A 16,773-nucleotide genomic window follows, 5' to 3' on the forward strand; every position below is an offset into this window, starting at 1 on the left:
AGCCGGATTGATGAATATAAGGAATATATGGGTAATCGGTTAAAACACCCCCCTGCTACTATCAGCTATCATGTCAGAAACCGACCCATTCGGTGCCGTTCGGGAGGTAACGGTCGATGGCGAGTCGCACAAGATGGCCGACCTCACGGTCCTCGAAGAGCAGGGGTTGTGTGACCTCGACTCGATGCCGGTGAGTATCCGTGTCCTTCTCGAAGCAGTTCTCCGAAACGTCGACGGCGAGCGAATCACCGAGGCAGACGTACGAAACGCGGCTTCGTGGGAGCCAGAGGTACCAGACGTCGAAGTACCGTTCAATCCCTCTCGCGTCGTGTTACAGGACCTGACAGGGGTTCCAGCGGTTGTCGACCTCGCGGCGATGCGCTCTGCGGCCGAGCGTGCGGGCGAGGACCCTACTATCGTCGAACCAGAGATTCCCGCCGACCTGGTCATCGACCACAGCGTCCACGTTGATTACTTCGGAAGCGACGACGCCTACGACAAAAACGTCGAAATGGAGTACGAACGCAACGCCGAGCGCTACAAGGCAATCAAGTGGGCCCAGCAGGCCTTCGACGACTTCGAGGTCGTCCCGCCGGGGACTGGCATAGTCCACCAGGTCAACCTCGAACACCTCGGCCGTGTCGTCCACAGCCGTGAAATCGACGGCGAGCAGTGGCTCTTGCCGGACACACTCGTCGGCACCGACAGCCACACGCCGATGATAAACGGTATCGGTTCGTCGGCTGGGGCGTCGGCGGTATCGAAGCAGAGGCCGCTCTGCTTGGCCAGCCGATTACGATGACACTGCCCGAAGTCGTCGGCGTGAAACTCACCGGTGACCTCCCCGAAGGCGCGACTGCGACGGACCTCGTGCTTCACATCACGGAGAAACTCCGGCAGGTCGGCGTCGTCGACAAGTTCGTCGAGTTCTACGGTCCCGGCCTCTCTCAGCTCTCGGTCGCCGACCGCGCGACTATCGCGAATATGTCGCCCGAACACGGCTGTACCATCAGCATGTTCCCGGTCGACGAGAAGACTCTAGAGTATCTGGAACTCACCGGCCGCGAGGACGACCACATCGAGCTGGTCCGGGAGTACCTCGAGGCCCAGGGATTGTTCGGTGAGCACGACCCCGAGTTCACCGAGACCGTCGAGTTCGACCTCGGCGATGTCGAGCCGAGCTTGGCGGGCCATAAGAAACCCCATTCCCGGATTCCGATGGGCAACCTCGACGAGCACTTCCCGACCCTGCTCGCCGAGGAAGGCGTTCTGGACTCCGGCACAGCAACTGGCGACGGTGGCCTTGTGACCGACTCTCGGCCCGACCTCGACGAGAAGATTCCCGTCACACTGGAGGACGGCACAGAGGTCGAAATCGGCCACGGGAGCGTCCTCGTCAGCGCGATTACGAGCTGTACGAACACGTCGAACCCGTCGGTGATGGTCGCCGCCGGACTCCTCGCCAGAAACGCCGCCGAGCTGGGGCTCGAAGTGCCCGACTACGTCAAGACGTCGCTCGCACCGGGAAGCAAGGTCGTCACGGAGTACCTCGAACAGGCCGACCTGCTCGACGACCTCGAAGCGCTTGGCTATCACGTCGTCGGCTACGGCTGTACGACCTGTATCGGCAACGCCGGGCCGCTTGCCGACCCTATCGAGGCCGCCATCGACGAACACGACCTCTGGACGACGAGCGTGCTCTCGGGCAACCGCAACTTCGAGGCGCGCATCCATCCGAAGATTCGCGCGAACTACCTGGCCAGCCCCCCACTCGTGGTCGCCTACGGGCTGGCTGGTCAGATGGATATCGACCTCGAAACCGACCCACTCGGGACTGACGAGAGCGGCGAGCCGGTCTATCTCGAAGATATCTGGCCCGACCCCGAGGAGATTCACCGGACGATTCACGACAACGTCTCCCCCGAGATGTTCGAGGAGAAATACGCACGCGCCTTCGAGGGCGACGAACGCTGGGACGCGCTCGAAGCACCGACGGGCGATGTCTACGAGTGGGATGACGAGTCGACGTACATCCGCGAGCCGCCTTTCTTCAAAGACTTCCCGCTCGAAGAGCCCGGCGTCGAGGATATCGCCGGAGCGCGCTGTCTGATGACGCTTGGCGATACGGTCACGACCGACCACATCAGCCCCGCCGGACCCTTCAGCGAGGACCTCCCTGCCGGCCAGTGGCTCACAGAGCGCGGCGTCGAGCCCCACGAGTTCAACACCTACGGCGCTCGCCGGGGCAACCACGAGGTCATGATGCGTGGCACCTTCGCCAACGTCCGCATCGAAAACGAGATGCTCGACGGCGTGGAGGGCGGGTACACGGTCTACCATCCCTCCGACGAGGAGACGACCGTCTACGACGCGAGTATGCGCTATCAAGAGGAGGAAACACCGCTAATCGTGATGGCCGGCATCGAGTTCGGTACCGGCTCCAGCCGCGACTGGGCGGCCAAAGGCACTGATTTGCTCGGCATCCGTGCCACACTCGCCGAGAGCTACGAGCGCATCTACCGCGACAACCTCGTCGGGATGGGCGTGTTGCCACTTCAGTTCCAGGACGGCGATTCCTGGGAGTCGCTCGGGCTCGACGGTAGCGAAACCTTCGAGATTCACGGCCTCGAGGACGGCCTCGAACCGAACGACGAACTTACTGTCGTCGCCGAAAGCGACGGCGAGACCACCGAATTCGACGTGACGGCCCAGCTCAACACGCCAGCGGCCGTCGAGTACGTCGAGAACGGCGGCGTCCTCCATCTCGTGCTTCGCCGACTGCTGAGGTCGTAACGACCGTCGAATATTTCCCTGTCCACTCGGATTCATGCAGTATGACCGAGGAGACAGGGACCGACTATATCGGCTCGCCGGAAGACGCGTTCTCGGTGCTCGGAGACGAGACGCGTCTGGGTATCCTGCTCGAACTGGCGCAGGCACTCAGCGACGGCGACCCCGGCCTCCAGTTCTCAGAACTCCGGCGGCGGGTCGGCGTCGAGGACAGCGGCCGGTTCAACTATCACCTGGACAAACTCAGCGACGGCTTCATCGGAAAGCGAGACGGTGAGTACGGGATACGGACTGCGGGACTGGCTGTAGTCTCGGCGATTTATTCGGGTACCTACGGCGCGGATACGGGCGAACACACCGCGGAGTCGACCTGGCTGTGTCCCGACTGTGGCGACCCGCTGACAATCAGCTACGAGCGAGACCAGCTCTTTTTGAACTGCGAGGAACACGGCGCGCAGCTCGGGTACCCGACGCCACCGGGAGCGTACCAGGGACGGTCGCTCTCGGAACTCGCGACGGTCGTCCTCAAGCGGACGCTCTCTGGAGTCAACCTCGCGAGGCAGGGCATCTGCCCGCGCTGTTGGGGGGCGACGACCGTCGACTACCCCCGCGAGACCGAAGACTCGGAAGAAGAGTGGGCCGACTACGAGACCCACGTCTCCTGTGAGCGGTGCTGGTACGGGCTCGAACCGCCGTTACGGATTTTGCTCGCAAGCGTTCCCTCAGTCCAGGGCTTTTATACCGAGCACGGACACGGTCTCGGTGAGATAATCTTCGGTCCACAGTCGATAGCGAACGCCGATACCTGTCAGGTGGCCTGTGAGACGACCGACCCAGTCACTGCGACGGCCACGATTGCGCTCGGTGACGACACACTCGACGTCGAACTTGACGAGAACTGCCGGGTGACAGCACTCTCCAGCGAGTGAATCGCTTTCCCGACAGGGAACCGTTTAAGGGGGCGTACGCCCGACGTATCAATATGAACCGAACAGTACCCGAAGGCGGGATTACGCTCCCGGGGTGGCGATGAGCGTCCAGACGCCTGTGTCCTCGGACCACCAGCTCGCGCGCCTCCTCCAGATTGGCGTCGTTCTGGAGGAAGTCGTCGAGGCGCGGGCAGCGAAACACGCCAAGGAACTGGAGGACATCGACGACGACATCCGGGGACTGCTCACCGAGGCCGCCGAGGAGTCGGCCGACCACCGCGAGCGCATCGAAGCGCTGGTCGAGGGGCTCGACGCCGAGACGATTCCGTTCGGTGAGATTCAGACACTTGTCGAACAGCGCTACGAGTCAGACCAGGACTTCGACGGCGTTCTCTACGACCAGCTCTGTAACGAGGAGACTGCCTACAAGTTCTATGACGACCTCATCGAGGCTATCGAGGCCTCCGAGGCCGAGTTCAGTATCGACCGGTCGGTCTTGTTGGATGAACTCGCGTCGATTCGCGAGGAAGAGGAGACCGGCGTCGAGGAAGTCACGACACTGATGGAGGAGCGAGAATGACACGCAACAGCGACGGGAGGGAGCTATGAACACAGCAAACCAGTACCTGAAGGCGATTTATCTCGTCCAGGAAATCGAAGACGGTCCGGCATCGACGGGTGCAGTCGCGGAGATGCTCGACGTGAGTCCCGCGAGTGCCAACGAGATGATTGGCAAACTCGAAAACGACGGCCTCTGCAACCACGAGAAGTACAAGGGTGTCGACCTGACCGACGATGGCATCGTCCGCGCCAGGGACGCACTCCAGAACTACTGTATCATCGAGCGCTTCCTCGTCGAGGTGCTGGAAGTCGACGACTTCCGAACGGAAGCCCAGCAACTCGAACCAGTTATCGACGAGACGGTGGCCGAACGGCTCGATACGATTATCGACCGACAACCTCAGTGTCCCGACTGTTTCGACGCCGACGACGACGTATGTGCCCTCCTCGAACTCGAAGCTGACGCGGCCGACTGAACACAGATCACTCCCACAGGCGACAGCGCGGATCTCGGTTCTGCCCGACGCGGATACGAACCGATATGGAACAATCGATTTATACGTTGGAACGTGTGAGTATGGGGTATATGGACGAACACGAGTCAACGCCAGCGGTGACGAGACGGCAAGCACTCAAGGCCGGCGTCGGAACCGTGGCCGGCGCGGTAACGCTCGGTACAGCCGGTTCGGGGTCCGCTGTGGCACAGAGTAGCGCATACGGCGGCTATCTCTCGGAGGCGGAGTGGGACGGAACCACGGCCGATGCCAGCGGCACCGACGAGGTCATCGTTGATGTCGGAGCGGGAATGAACGGCTACCAGTTCAACCCGCCGGCCATCTACGTCGAGCCCGGGCAGACTATCACCTGGCGGTGGACGGGCAAGGGTGGCGCGCACAACGTCGTCGCAGAAGAAGGCGGACTCGACAGCCGCGAAGCCCACGATGGGTCACTGGTTGGCGAAGAGGGATTCACGTACGAAGTCGAATTCGACGAGAGCATGGCGGGAGTACATCAGTATTTCTGTGTACCACACAAGACACTCGGCATGCTCGGCGTCGTCGTCGTCGGCGAAGACAACGTCGAAACCGACCTCACGAGCTACAGTCGAGGTGGCGGTAGCGGAATGAACTTCGGCTCCGTCGTCGCTGGAGCAGGCGTCTTCGGCGCTGTCTCGCTTATCGGCGTCGGTGCCTACAACGAACTCGTCGGAAACGAGTAAAACAGAAGCCGCCTTTTAGACGCCGCGGTGCTGGAGCTGTTCGTCGTCGTCGAGGTCTGCGTTCGCGTCTCCTTCCATCCCTTCGCCGACGTTGGTGGCGATATCGACGAGCGTGTCGGGGTCGTCCCAGTTGTTGACCGACTCGACGATAGCTTTGCCCATCGCCCGGGGATTCTCTGCGCCGAAGATACCCGAACCGACGAAGATGCCATCACAGCCGTGGTGCATCATCAGTGCCGCGTCGGCGGGCGTCGCGATACCGCCGGCGGCGAAGTTCACGACCGGCAGGCGACCCCGCTCGGCGGTGTCGTGGACGAGGTGGGCGGGTGCTTCGTGTTCGCGGGCCCAGCGCTCGCGTTCCTCGTGGCTCATCCCTTCGAGCTTCCTGATTGCGCTTTTGATGTTGCGCTGGTGGTGGACCGCCTGGTTCACGTCGCCGGTCCCAGCCTCGCCTTTGGTCCGAATCATCGCCGCTCCTTCCTCGATGCGTCGGAGCGCTTCGCCGAGGTTTCGCGCGCCACAGACGAACGGCGAGGTAAAGTCGCGCTTGTCGATGTGGTATCTATCGTCTGCCGGCGTCAGGACCTCCGACTCGTCTATCATGTCGGCACCGGCGGATTCGAGAATCTGTGCCTCGGTCGTGTGACCGATACGGGCTTTCCCCATCACTGGAATCGAGACTTCGTCGATAATCTCTTTCAGCGAGGCAGGGTCGGCCATCCGCGCAACGCCGCCGCGTTTGCGGATGTCTGCCGGCACGGCTTCGAGGTTCATGACTGCCACTGCACCCACATCCTCGGCGATGCGAGCCTGCTCGGCGTTGACGACGTCCATGATGACGCCCCCCTTCTGCATTTTGGCGAATCCGCGCTTGACGAGGTCGGTCCCACGCCGAAGCTCTTCTAGGTCGGTTTCCTGACTCATATACGACTGTTGGCCTACACGAACTTAACGGGCCTGATTGTGACAAGCCTGGGCACGCTCGCCGTGGCGGCCACGTCGCTGTTGTTCCAATCGGCGGCGTCCAGTCCCGGCGTTTATCGGACACTATTGCCGTTAGTTTTATGCGTAATTACCACCGGCCCAAGCGAATCGTCTCTCCGTGTCAGCGGTAGCGCTCGACAGTTTCGCCGAGTTCAGCTCCGGACTTTCGGTCGGTTATCCACTCGATACACTCGCCGTCTCCGAGCACGAAAAACGCCGGGAGTGAGGACGTACCGATGAGGCTTCGATACTCGCTCATGAGGTCCGATGGCGCTCGTGGTCGAGGTCACGGGGCTCTGTCGGCGTCGCGTCGTCTGCTGGCGGTGTTTCGGCTCTTACAGCCACAGCTAACTGGTTGGCGTCGCGAAAAGATACCGGTGAGAGAGACGACCGCCAGCGCGTCGGCAGTGTGAGAGACGACCTATGCGGGCTGTCCGGTGTTTTGCTTGCTCGTGACGTAGCCAGCGATGCGGTTGCGGACGCCCTTGGACTCGATGTTGGTGAGCTTGTTGACGACTTCCTTGTTGTGTTCGAAGTCCGGTCCGAACGCGTCGGGGTACTGCTCCATGAGGAGTCGTCCCGTTTTCTTGACGTAGGCAGGTTTGATGGCCATTGGTATCCCAACGTAGCCGGGACGGCCTTTAAAATGATTCGACTCGTCGTCTCCGTCCGACCGATTCTTTAGGATGTGTCTGCAAGGTATTCGCATGACAGAGTTGCTGTACCTGCCCGACGACGACGGCACGACCGAGTTCACCGCAACAGTGACCGATGCCACCGAGGAGTACATCGTTCTCGACGGGACGTATTTCTACCCCGAGGGCGGCGGCCAGCCGCCAGACCACGGCACGCTCTCGTGGGACGGCGGTGAGGCGACTGTCACGGACGCCCGTAAGAACCACGGCGACGTGCGCCACTACGTCGAGTCGATGACCGGTGACCCGCCCGCCAAGGGGACGACAGTCGAGGGAGCCATCGACATGCAGCGCCGCGAGAAACTCCGGCGGATGCACACCGCCCAGCACGTCGTTTCCCGTGTCGTTCTCGACGAGTACGACGCCACGACGGCCGGCAACCAGGTTTATCCAGACCGGTCACGCATCGACTTCGAGCCGGCGGACTTCGACGAGGCGGATATCGAGCGCATCGAGCGCCGCTCGAACGACGCAATCGACGAGGATTACGGCGTGACCAAGGCGAACCGGCCGCGCGAGGCGGTCGAGCGCGACGTCGACGAGGGCCGTGCGCTACTCGATCTGATTCCCGACTCTGTCGACCCGCTTCGGGTCGTCGAAATCGAGGAATTCGACATGTGCCCGTGTGGCGGGACCCACGTCGACAGCCTCGGTGAGGTCGGTCACATCGACATTGTCGAGTGTACTTCCAAGGGAGAAGATGTCGAGCGTCTCGAATTTAGACTCGAAGGCTGACACTGTCTGGATGCAGAACGTACAAGTCTGGAGAATCCCGAATCACGTACCATGGAGTCACTTTCGCGCCGACGGTGCCTAGGCCTGCTTGGTTCCCTCACGGCAGCTTCGCTTGCGGGCTGTACCGACGACGAACAGCCGGAGTTTCTGGTCACCGACACCGCTTTTAGCCTCCAGCCGGGCGGGAATCTCAAGATTCAGGTGTCTGTCGAGAACGGGTTTCAGGACACAAAACAGAGCACGGTCGAAGTAGTGCTTCGCTACGAGCCCGAGGAGGGTGAGTCCGAGCAGTGGACACAGACAGAGCCACTTGAGTTGTCGGGCGCGACCGAGATACAGCGTGAGTTCGTGTTCGAGGGTATCCACGACGAAACAGACAGTCTGGATTTCTACGAGGTCGAGGCACAACTTGTCGACGATGCGTAATCGTCCGGCTGCCGAAGACGGACTCTCAGAAAAGTGAACTGCGAAGTTACTCGTCGTCGACGCCGACGCTGGTCTCTTCCTCGACGGCGACCTCTTCGGGTCGGGCTTCGAGGGTCATCTTCTGGATTTCGACGCGGCGAAGCGGGTAGATGGTCTTTGCCTCGTTGTAGATTGCCGAGGAGAGGTCGCCGTTGACGACGCGGTCGACCAGTTCCTCGAAGGTGCGGTTCGCGGCCGCGTCCTCGATGAGGTCAATCATCGTCCGGCGAATTGCCTTCTCCTGGCTCTCGTCGGCGGACTTTGTCGTCAGCGCGACAGGCTGAATCTGGACGCGGTAGTCGTCGGTAGTCAGCACTGTCACGTAGGCCTGGACCTTCGAGGAGCCACGGCGGACCAGGCTACGCATGTAGTCACGGGTGAGTTCGTGTTTGATGAACTCCGTGTATGCGCTCTCGCTGGCCACCTCGGAGACTTTGAAGGTCAGTTTCGTGTTGTTGTCGCTTGCGTCGTTTCGAAGGTCACCCAGCGTCGTCTCGATGGTTCGGCCGAGTACCCTGTCCGGTTCGTCTGCTGGCGTTTCGCCGAGCTCTTCGCGGTCGAATTGCTCGGGAGCGAGCACGGTGTACCAGCGTTTCTGCTGCTTCTGTCGTGAGACTGAACGTTCACTCATTGTTGTCTGTCGTTGTGGTGGACGTCTCCCCGTCCGTGGTTGTGAGCTGTGCTGCGACCTGAAGATTGACGACGTAGTCGTCGACTGTTGCCTGCAGACCGCCCGTCGTCTCGCGTTCGATTGTGGTCACGACCGCCGTCCCGTCGACCGTCGTCTCCATCTCCGGCGTGTTGTCCGGCCGGAGCGTGGCTGCGACTTGGCGGGCCGTCCCTTCGTCGTCGAACGTCGACTCGATGCGTGTTCGCCGACTCATTGTACCTCCCTAAACGCGGCGACGAACGCTGTCGGGTCGCCGCTGAACTGTGCCCGGCCGACGGTTGCCGTTCCTCCGCCGCGGCCGTCGACGCGTCTCGCGGCTGTCTCGACGCGCGAGCCGAGGTCGGCATCGCGTTCCTCGACAGCCACTGCGGCGGCCTCGCTGTCGTCAACGGCCACCACGAGCGGCTCCGGCGAGCGGTACGCCGCGACAAGGCGTGCCAGCGTGCCAACGGGCTGGTCGCCGTCACAGCGGACGACGTAGAGCCCATCGTACCGACCTGTCGACGCCGAACTCACGGCCTCGTGGGCTCGCTGCCCGTGGGTTCGCCACACGTCGAGTGCCTGTTCTGGCTCGACTGCGCCGAGAACGAGCGGGACAGCGAGTCCCGGCCGCTCGCGCGCCGTCGCGTCGAGAACGTCACCGAACCCTTCGACCGTCTCGAATCGGCCGCCGACTGTCGCCAACGGACGGAGAAACCGCTCGACTGCCTCGGCTGCCTGTGGCGCGTTCCCGTCGTCGCTACACACCTCGAAGGCGACCATGGAGGCGACACGCCGCTGTGTCTCCTCGTCTGTCTCTGCCGAATCGAGGGCTGTGAGCGTGGCCGCTGTGGCGTCGGTGTCTCCCGAGAAGGGGGCGTACACGAGCGTGGCGTGAGCCAGCCCGTCTTCGAGGTTGGCGGTCGGAACGGCGACGCCTGGCCGGCGCTCGATACCGCGTGCCTCGGCGGCGGCGAGCGTGTCACTCGCCGGAACCGCCCCGGCAGCCGTGATGCCCGCGAGCGCGAGTTCGTAATCAATCGTCTCGAACGCTTCCGCGACGGCGAGTGCCGTCGAACTCGCCGGTGGTCCGGCCGTGCCGATTGTGATGTCTGCGTCTGTCGCGTGACGGCCGACTCCGACTGTCAGGTCCGCGTCGGTCTCTCGCTGTGCCGACGCCGGCACGGGAACGACCGAACACTGGTGGGCGATGGTATCGCCTTCGAGCGCCGTCGCAAGGAGGCCGGTCGCGGCGACGGCATCGCCGGTCGCGTCGGCGACGAGCCTGACGAACTCTGCCGCCCGGAGTCGGGAGGCGATGTCACTCGCCGCAGGCGTGGACCCGTCGGAACGGCCGGTCGTGGACATCTATAGCAGCTCTCGGGCGAGGTCGGGACTGTACGAGAAGTCCTCGTCGATTTCGTCGCCGCGGTAGTAGTTGATGAGGCGGCGAATCTTCGACTCCGTGTTCTGGAGTGCGCGCTTGTTCTGGTAGTCGGTCTGGTTTTCGTCCATGTGGTCGTGCAGGCGCACTGCCCGCTCGAGAAGGTTGTACAGGTCCTCGGGAATCTCGGGCTCGGCGTCGTGTTCGTCGAGAATCTCTGTCACCTTCTTGTCGGTCACGAGAGACACGTCGGGAACCGGCGTACCCTGGACACCCTCGTCACGGAGGATGACGCCGATTTCGCTGGGGCTGTGCCCCTGTTCTGCCAGTTCGACGACGCGGTCTTCGACGGCGTCCGCGTCGACGTCGCTCCACTCCGGTGGTTCGTCTGCCGCCGGCTTGTCCGAATCGGACGAGCCACGGCGGCGCGTATGCATTCGTGCCATGTGTATCTGGTTGGAACACAGACCAAACGCGGCGTGTAATGTCCGCCGAACGGCTGTCGCGTCTCGGCAGCCGCTGTCGGCGGGTGACACTACCGCAATCCCAAGCCGCCCAAGCGGACGGCGAGTCAGACTTGCGGCCGTGCGTTCCCACCTGAGTACACTCGGTCGGGCCTGTTAACGGTTACTTTTCTGTGACGCCAACAGCGTGCCTGCGCTCAGTCGGTCGGCCGAACGGTGAACGTCCCCAGTAGTGCTGACTCCTCGCCGTCCTCTGCCGTCCAGCGGACCTGGACTGTCTCTCCTCTGGCCGCCCAGACGGTAATCTCTGCGGCGGGAGTCACCTCGTCACCCGTCCCGAAGCGGTCGGCATCTGCCACAAGGTTACCCGAGCTTTCGGTACCGCTGATGGTGAGCCGGCCGGCTGGAATTGCATCTCCCGAGCTGAAGATAACTGTGAGCTGTCCGTCGGCGTCGATACCGGCGTCCCCAGCCGTCACACCGAAGGTATCTGCCTCGTCCGACGCGACGGCCTCCGTGTACGAGAATCCGAGGTCGACACTGGGTTGGTCGTCGGTAACTGCGTCGGTCTGGGTGAACACGAGCGGCACGGCGATTGCGACCACCGTCACCGTGACAGCGAGCATCAATACGACGCCGACCAGTGGTGTCACGGCGGCGTTGTCTCGCTGTTCCGTTGCCGTCATCGTTTCACCCTCTTGTGTACTCGCTCCCCCACCAACCGCCCCCCTGGAACGACGCTGGCTGATGAGCGGGATACACACATTGTTATCTTTAGGTCCGAGCGCGGGGATAAGTACTCCGCTGCTGCCAGTGTGTGGCCCGGCTGTCGGGACAGAGACGCCGTTCACTCGGGTTCTGCAGCATGCTTATCAGTACGCCCGGCATAGGCAGGGGCGATGAACGCCGGTGAGGACGAGCGGCACAGTGCGGTGCCGAACAGGGCACAGAGCAACGCTGTCGCTGTCGTCCTCATGCTCGGAATTATGATTACCGGTGCTGCTGCCGTCGTTACGCTGGGAGCGACCGCAATCAACGACACCGAGGACCGGCTGTCGGTCGACAGGGCCGAGCAGACGCTGACACAGCTCGATTCGAAGGCCGGACTGGTCGCCCTCGGCGAGGCCCGGTCACAGCGCATTCCGCTGCCGGCCGAGACCGGTGACGAGTTCACTGTCGACGGCGACGCCGGCACGTTACGTGTCAAACTCGAAAACCGGACTGACGGCTCGACGCCGTCGTGGGCCGACCCGCTGGTCGAGGTCACGCTGGGAACGCTGGAGTTCGACAACGGCGGGGCACGACTCGGCTATCAGGGCGGCGGCGTCTTCCGGGCGGCCGGGGGTAACGGCACGCTGGTGTCGCCACCGGAGTTTCACTACCGTAACGGGACACTCACCCTCCCAATCGTGAACATCACCGGTGACGGATTGGCAGGCAACACGGCGACGGTGACACAGACCGGTGAGCGCCGACTGTTCCCTCTCGGCTCGGACGCCAACCGGACGAACCCTCTCGACGACCACAAGGTGATACTCACCGTCCAAAGCGAGTACTACCAGGGCTGGGGACAGTACTTCGAACAGCGGACCGACGGCGGCGTCGAGTACAACCACTCCGCACAGCGCGTACAGTTGACTCTCGTCACGCCAATCGGGACACAGACATACGAGAACGCTATCACGACGACGGCCGGTGACTTCGACATCCAGGGGAAAGGGAACAGCGACAAAGACGACCCGACCATCGATGCGTACAACTCATCGGCGGGGACGTACGCCACGCGGGCCGAAACAGCTGACCTGTCAGTTACGGGTGCCGTCGATTTTGGCGGGAATCCATACATCTACGGGAACGTCACAGCCGAGAGTTTCACGTGTAAAGGCTCCGCCGAGGTGACCGGGGCCATTCGGTACGTACGTTCGTTCAACGCGGGTGGTAACTGCGACGTAGGGAGTAACGAGCAGATTTCCGCTGTCCCGACGACCCCGTCGATAGCACCGTTTGTCTCGGAGAATCTCGATTCTCTCGCCGACGAGCAGACGCCGGGTACCGAACTGACTGCAGGAACGTACTACAACGATACAGTCAGCGGTATCACCAAAGTGAACACGACCGACGGCGACGTGACACTCGGCGTCGAGGACCTGACCATCGACAACCCAATCACAGTCGAGGGCGAGCACGATTTCACCGTCTTTGTCAACGATTCCGTCGACATCAGCGCATCACTGACGACGGCAGACACCCACAACGCGACGATTACCACCATCTACGGTGCTAGTGACTTCGACGCAACTGTCTCAGCGGAACTCGTCGGGACAGTCTACGCACCGGACATGACCTCTACGATAACGGTCGAAGACCACGTCTACGGGGCCGCGGTTGCCGGCCAAGTGATTATCGAGAACGGTGACGGCGGACGGGTTCACTTCGACACCGCGCTCGAAGACGAGCGGACGATTCCCGAGGACGCGTCTGTCGTCAGCATCACCTACCTCCACATCACTGAGAACGGCATCGACATCAGCTAGACGAGAATCTCGACCTCGATTTTCTGGAGAGTCACGTAGACCGTCTCCGTGCTGGTCTGGCACTCGACGGACTCGGCGCCGGTATCGACTGTACAGTCGCTCGGGTCGATTCCCGCCTGCTCGACGAAGTATCGCTCCCAGAGGTCGTATCGCGGCGACTCGACGGCGATGGTCACACTGTTCGACCCACTTGTCCCCGAGTGCAGGACCGACTCACCCGCCGACTCGCCACGGAGCAGTACCGTCGTGCCGCCCGCAGACTCGATTGCTGGTGCAGTCGTCCCGATGACCGGGAGGTGGAGACGAGTGTCGTCTATCAGCATCGGCGGCTCGCGGAGGACTAAGCCACCGTCTCCTTCGTCTCGGAAGATGGCTCCGCCCTCGTAGACAAGTCTCGTGTCGTCGTCGACGCGCAGTATCACCGGGCGGATATCTGTCACAGTGCTGTTCCCGTTGACGGTGACGTTCATCGTCACGGGGGTGCCATAGAACAGTTCGGTGGCCGTGAGGTCGATTTCTGTCGCCCGACTCGGTGCGCCACGTTCGTATACCGCGGCCATGTTCTCTCCGACAACGTCGAACGCCCGCTCGGCGCTCGATGCCTGCTCGCTGTCCTGAACGTCGAGCAGTGCTGGGATTCCCAGAGCGGTCACGAACCCGATGACGGCGATGACGAGGGCGAAGATGATGACGTAGCCGAGCACCTCGCTGACGCCCCTGTTTGCGTTATCCATCGGTGACCACCAGCCTGTCGGCCCCGGTGTCGTAGTAGATAGACACTGTCCCACCCTCGACTGTCGTCTCCGCGATGTCGGCGTTCACCGTCACGTTTACCTGGACTGTCACCGCGGGGTCGACCGAGCGCAGGCGGAGTTGTGGGGGGTTGCCGTCGACGACCTCAATCGAGTACGTCGAGCCGGTGACACGCTCCTCGAAGGACTGATTGATGTACGCGACGGCCGGCGCTGTGCCGGCGTTTGTCCGACTCGCGTCGACAAACCGGTCGACCTGCTCGATGTTGCCGGCGATGTGGCTGCCGATGACGGTCAGTTCGCTGTCGATGACGCGCTCGCGGTTGTCCTCGACGAAAGTGGTTCCGGCGACCAAGAGTCCGGCAATCAGGACCGTCGAGATACCGAGGACGAGGACGTAGTTCAGCGCGACCGACACCGAGCGGTCCGAGCCATCGGCCGGTGGCGCCCTCATGCCGGCACCTCCCCAGGGGCGACCCGGACCGCTGTCTCGTAACCGACTGCCGGTGTATAAAAGGCGTAGTTGACGGTGACACTGTAGATGGCCGCGACTGCAAACGGCTCGTCAGACTGCTGGCTCGTCTGCAGGGCGCTCGTTTTCGGGCTGCCGGCTGTCCCGAGGACCATCGAATACTGCCCTGTCACTGCGTCTGCCTCCTCGAGTTCGAGTCTGAAGCTGCTGCCGATGTCCGCACCAATCCACTGCGTCGTTCCGGCGTCGCTTTGGAGTTGTCCGAGCGCCAGACAGGGCGTCCCTCCGACTGTTCCACCGGTAACGTCGATGACGGTGGCGTTGTCGTGGGGCCGTACGCACGCTCTGTCTGGGCCGCCATCGACCGACACCGTCACCTCGATATCGCCGCTGTTCTCGCTCACCTGCAGCCGCCAGTCGGCTCCCCCGGTGTCGGTATCGTTTGCGACGAGCGAAAACGAGCCGGCGGCGGCGTCCGGGTCGGTGATGTTCAGCCGGAGATTGCGCACCGACTCGACGCTGTCGTCTGTGAGGTTCCACGCCTGGTCGCCGCCGATGCTGGTGAAGTTCCGGCTCGCGTTCGTCTGTGCGATTCTGGTCGCTCCCGTCTCGACGCTGTCGACGCTTACGTTGACCAGCCGACCCTGCGTCGACTGGAGAATGGCGCCCTCGGCCGAGAGAGTAGCCACCGTCTCTTCGAGGGTGGTTTCGCCGAGCGTGTCGTTGTGGTTGACGGCCGTGAGGACGGCACCGACGCTCTGTTGCACTTCGGCACGGTACTCCAGGGCGTCGTGTGAGCCCGCCACGTCGTCTCGCGTCGCGATATTCTCGGCGAAGATTGCGGAGTTGACCACGAGTGCGAGCACCACAAACGAGACCGCGAGCAGGAACGCGGCGACGAGGATGACCTGGCTACGGTCGTCTAGATGCACCATGCGACCACCTCGATGCGGACGAGATTGTAGTACGGTCCACTGCTGCGCCGGGCGACGTAGAACTCGTCGTCAGTCACCGCGCCGAGCCGTGGGCCCCTCTCGTCGGGGCCGACGAGTCGGTCGCTAGTCGTGAGTACGAGTGTGTGGGAGGCACTCACTGCGTGGTCGCTGGGCTGTCCCTGCCGGACCATCTGCTGTGTCGCGATACCGTCGCCAGTCTGGTAGTGGACGAAGACGTTGTACGCGACGTTTCGGGTCCCGAATGCTGCCGACAGCGCGTCACCGAAGGCGTTCGGCGGCGGTCCAGACCGGTAAAACGGGCTCGCGTCGCCGTGGAACTCGCCTGTGGTCTTGTTCCAGTACAGCACTGCTTCGCGCAGGGCGCCCGTGTCCGCAACGCTGTCGAGGACCCCCTCGCTCGTCGATTGAAGCTGGTTCTCGACGTGTTGGCTCGACGTGCTCGCAGACAGTGGCGTAACGGCTGTCATCTGGAGTGCAAACCCGATAGCGGCGAGAATCAGAACCGACGCAACCACCGCTTCGAGGGTAAGAGCCTGTCCGCGGCCGTCGCCGGCTACCATAACACCACCTCCAGTGTGACTGACTGCCCGTGCAGCGAGACGACTCGCCGGGCCGTGATTGTTCCACTCCCCTCGTCTACCACGTTCTCGCCCCGTGCCAACACGACTGCATCGGACGTACACTCGGCGTGGCTGCGCTCGACGAGCCCAGACTCGCCGGCGCTTGCGGGCGACGTGTCGGTCCAACAGAGTTGCTCTGCATTACCGCCCGCGGTGACGTTCCCTCTGACCGAGATATTTATATTGTGTGTCGAATCGAGATTCAAAATCGACGATAACGAGCCGCTGTCGTAGTTACAATCACTTGCCGCGTCGTTCGAGTCGTTGAAAAACGCGACCGCACAGTATCGGTCGAGGACGTACGGCTGGTCGGCCGAACCGAGCAGTTCCTGTGAGAGTGCATCTGCAGTCCTATCCGACAACGAGGGGTTCTCTTCGCCCGAGAGTTCGAACGGCTGGAGGATGCCCGGAACGAACGAGAAGGCAAACACTACCACGCCGAGGAAAATCGCGATACCGATGGCGAAATCTATGGTTGTCTGGCCCCTCATTGTCGGCTCCGATACCGTGTCCGGTACGCTGTCGTTCCCATACTGTCACACTCGCGGGCACAGCCTTTCTGCC

Annotated in this window: 20 protein-coding genes and 1 pseudogene; 8 read left to right on the forward strand and 13 right to left on the reverse strand. The window is 62.5% G+C overall.

All coding sequences use genetic code 11. The features are described from left to right. The first annotated feature begins 70 nt into the window (after nt 1–70). The 5 genes and pseudogenes from acnA (at nt 71) to BLR34_RS02395 (ending at nt 5,499) form a co-directional block, all read left to right on the forward strand. Nucleotides 71–2,793: pseudogene (gene acnA, locus BLR34_RS02375) on the forward strand (aconitate hydratase AcnA). Between the two features lie 41 nt (nt 2,794–2,834). Beyond that, on the forward strand, nt 2,835–3,719 hold the full coding sequence (locus tag BLR34_RS02380; RefSeq protein ID WP_092699048.1) for a winged helix-turn-helix domain-containing protein: 885 nt from the start codon (nt 2,835–2,837) through the stop codon (nt 3,717–3,719). A 100-nt stretch (nt 3,720–3,819) separates the two neighbouring features. Next, nucleotides 3,820–4,299, forward strand: coding sequence for a rubrerythrin (locus BLR34_RS02385; protein ID WP_092699050.1), 480 nt, complete (start codon nt 3,820–3,822; stop codon nt 4,297–4,299). 25 nt (nt 4,300–4,324) lie between these two features. Next, on the forward strand, nt 4,325–4,756 hold the full coding sequence (locus BLR34_RS02390) for a metal-dependent transcriptional regulator (protein ID WP_092699052.1): 432 nt from the start codon (nt 4,325–4,327) through the stop codon (nt 4,754–4,756). A gap of 101 nt (nt 4,757–4,857) precedes the next feature. Next, a complete protein-coding gene (locus BLR34_RS02395) occupies nt 4,858–5,499 on the forward strand; it encodes a halocyanin domain-containing protein (RefSeq protein WP_176765209.1) in 642 nt (213 codons plus the stop codon). A 15-nt stretch (nt 5,500–5,514) separates the two neighbouring features. Here the strand turns inward: BLR34_RS02395 and pdxS are convergent, their stop codons facing one another. From pdxS to BLR34_RS02405, 3 genes are all read right to left on the reverse strand, one after another. Then, nucleotides 5,515–6,423 carry a pyridoxal 5'-phosphate synthase lyase subunit PdxS gene (pdxS, locus tag BLR34_RS02400; protein ID WP_092699056.1) on the reverse strand — a complete coding sequence of 303 codons (909 nt, stop codon included), beginning with the start codon at nt 6,421–6,423 and terminating at the stop codon, nt 5,515–5,517. A gap of 181 nt (nt 6,424–6,604) precedes the next feature. Continuing rightward, complete coding sequence (locus tag BLR34_RS16825; protein ID WP_176765210.1) at nt 6,605–6,742, reverse strand: hypothetical protein; 138 nt, start codon at nt 6,740–6,742, stop codon at nt 6,605–6,607. Nucleotides 6,743–6,904: 162 nt separating this feature from the next. Beyond that, entirely contained in the window at nt 6,905–7,096 is a 192-nt protein-coding gene (locus BLR34_RS02405; RefSeq protein WP_092699058.1) for a 30S ribosomal protein S17e, read from the reverse strand. Nucleotides 7,097–7,190: 94 nt separating this feature from the next. Between BLR34_RS02405 and BLR34_RS02410 the strand changes: the two genes are divergently transcribed. Together BLR34_RS02410 and BLR34_RS02415 are read left to right on the forward strand one after the other, a co-directional pair. After that, nucleotides 7,191–7,913 (forward strand): alanyl-tRNA editing protein, encoded by a 723-nt coding sequence (locus tag BLR34_RS02410; protein ID WP_092699060.1) that lies wholly within the window; start codon nt 7,191–7,193, stop codon nt 7,911–7,913. A 51-nt stretch (nt 7,914–7,964) separates the two neighbouring features. Further along, nucleotides 7,965–8,339, forward strand: a complete 375-nt coding sequence (locus BLR34_RS02415; protein WP_092699062.1) for a hypothetical protein — start codon at nt 7,965–7,967, stop codon at nt 8,337–8,339. A 46-nt stretch (nt 8,340–8,385) separates the two neighbouring features. On the opposite strand, the gene BLR34_RS02420 is transcribed toward BLR34_RS02415, so the two are convergent. The 5 genes from BLR34_RS02420 to BLR34_RS02440 form a co-directional block, all read right to left on the reverse strand. After that, nucleotides 8,386–9,009: a 30S ribosomal protein S3ae gene (locus BLR34_RS02420; protein ID WP_092699064.1), complete on the reverse strand. Its 624-nt coding sequence runs from the start codon at nt 9,007–9,009 to the stop codon at nt 8,386–8,388. Then, nucleotides 9,002–9,262 carry a KEOPS complex subunit Pcc1 gene (locus BLR34_RS02425; RefSeq protein ID WP_092699066.1) on the reverse strand — a complete coding sequence of 87 codons (261 nt, stop codon included), beginning with the start codon at nt 9,260–9,262 and terminating at the stop codon, nt 9,002–9,004. The genes BLR34_RS02420 and BLR34_RS02425 overlap by 8 nt, the downstream gene beginning before the upstream one ends. Beyond that, on the reverse strand, nt 9,259–10,395 hold the full coding sequence (locus tag BLR34_RS02430) for a hypothetical protein (RefSeq protein ID WP_092699068.1): 1,137 nt from the start codon (nt 10,393–10,395) through the stop codon (nt 9,259–9,261). Before BLR34_RS02430 ends, BLR34_RS02425 begins: the two co-directional genes overlap by 4 nt. Continuing rightward, nucleotides 10,396–10,857, reverse strand: coding sequence for a 30S ribosomal protein S15 (locus BLR34_RS02435; protein ID WP_092699070.1), 462 nt, complete (start codon nt 10,855–10,857; stop codon nt 10,396–10,398). Between the two features lie 215 nt (nt 10,858–11,072). Next, a complete protein-coding gene (locus BLR34_RS02440; protein ID WP_092699072.1) occupies nt 11,073–11,561 on the reverse strand; it encodes a type IV pilin domain-containing protein in 489 nt (162 codons plus the stop codon). A gap of 213 nt (nt 11,562–11,774) precedes the next feature. Between BLR34_RS02440 and BLR34_RS02445 the strand changes: the two genes are divergently transcribed. Further along, on the forward strand, nt 11,775–13,409 hold the full coding sequence (locus BLR34_RS02445; RefSeq protein ID WP_092699074.1) for a DUF7289 family protein: 1,635 nt from the start codon (nt 11,775–11,777) through the stop codon (nt 13,407–13,409). Here BLR34_RS02445 and BLR34_RS02450 read toward each other — a convergent pair. Genes BLR34_RS02450 through BLR34_RS02470 form a run of 5 tightly spaced genes read right to left on the reverse strand, consistent with a single transcriptional unit; the run spans nt 13,406 to nt 16,700 of the window. After that, nucleotides 13,406–14,143, reverse strand: a complete 738-nt coding sequence (locus tag BLR34_RS02450; protein WP_092699076.1) for a DUF7289 family protein — start codon at nt 14,141–14,143, stop codon at nt 13,406–13,408. The genes BLR34_RS02445 and BLR34_RS02450 overlap by 4 nt on opposite strands. Further along, complete coding sequence (locus BLR34_RS02455) at nt 14,136–14,615, reverse strand: DUF7266 family protein (RefSeq protein WP_092699078.1); 480 nt, start codon at nt 14,613–14,615, stop codon at nt 14,136–14,138. Before BLR34_RS02455 ends, BLR34_RS02450 begins: the two co-directional genes overlap by 8 nt. Next, on the reverse strand, nt 14,612–15,568 hold the full coding sequence (locus BLR34_RS02460) for a DUF7261 family protein (protein ID WP_092699081.1): 957 nt from the start codon (nt 15,566–15,568) through the stop codon (nt 14,612–14,614). The genes BLR34_RS02455 and BLR34_RS02460 overlap by 4 nt, the downstream gene beginning before the upstream one ends. Continuing rightward, a complete protein-coding gene (locus tag BLR34_RS02465; RefSeq protein WP_092699083.1) occupies nt 15,556–16,149 on the reverse strand; it encodes a DUF7288 family protein in 594 nt (197 codons plus the stop codon). The genes BLR34_RS02460 and BLR34_RS02465 overlap by 13 nt, the downstream gene beginning before the upstream one ends. Continuing rightward, entirely contained in the window at nt 16,143–16,700 is a 558-nt protein-coding gene (locus BLR34_RS02470; RefSeq protein ID WP_092699085.1) for a DUF7287 family protein, read from the reverse strand. The genes BLR34_RS02465 and BLR34_RS02470 overlap by 7 nt, the downstream gene beginning before the upstream one ends. Nucleotides 16,701–16,773 lie beyond the last annotated feature (73 nt).

This window comes from Halovenus aranensis (genome assembly GCF_900100385.1).
In the GTDB taxonomy this organism is placed as follows: Archaea; Halobacteriota; Halobacteria; order Halobacteriales; family Haloarculaceae; genus Halovenus; species Halovenus aranensis.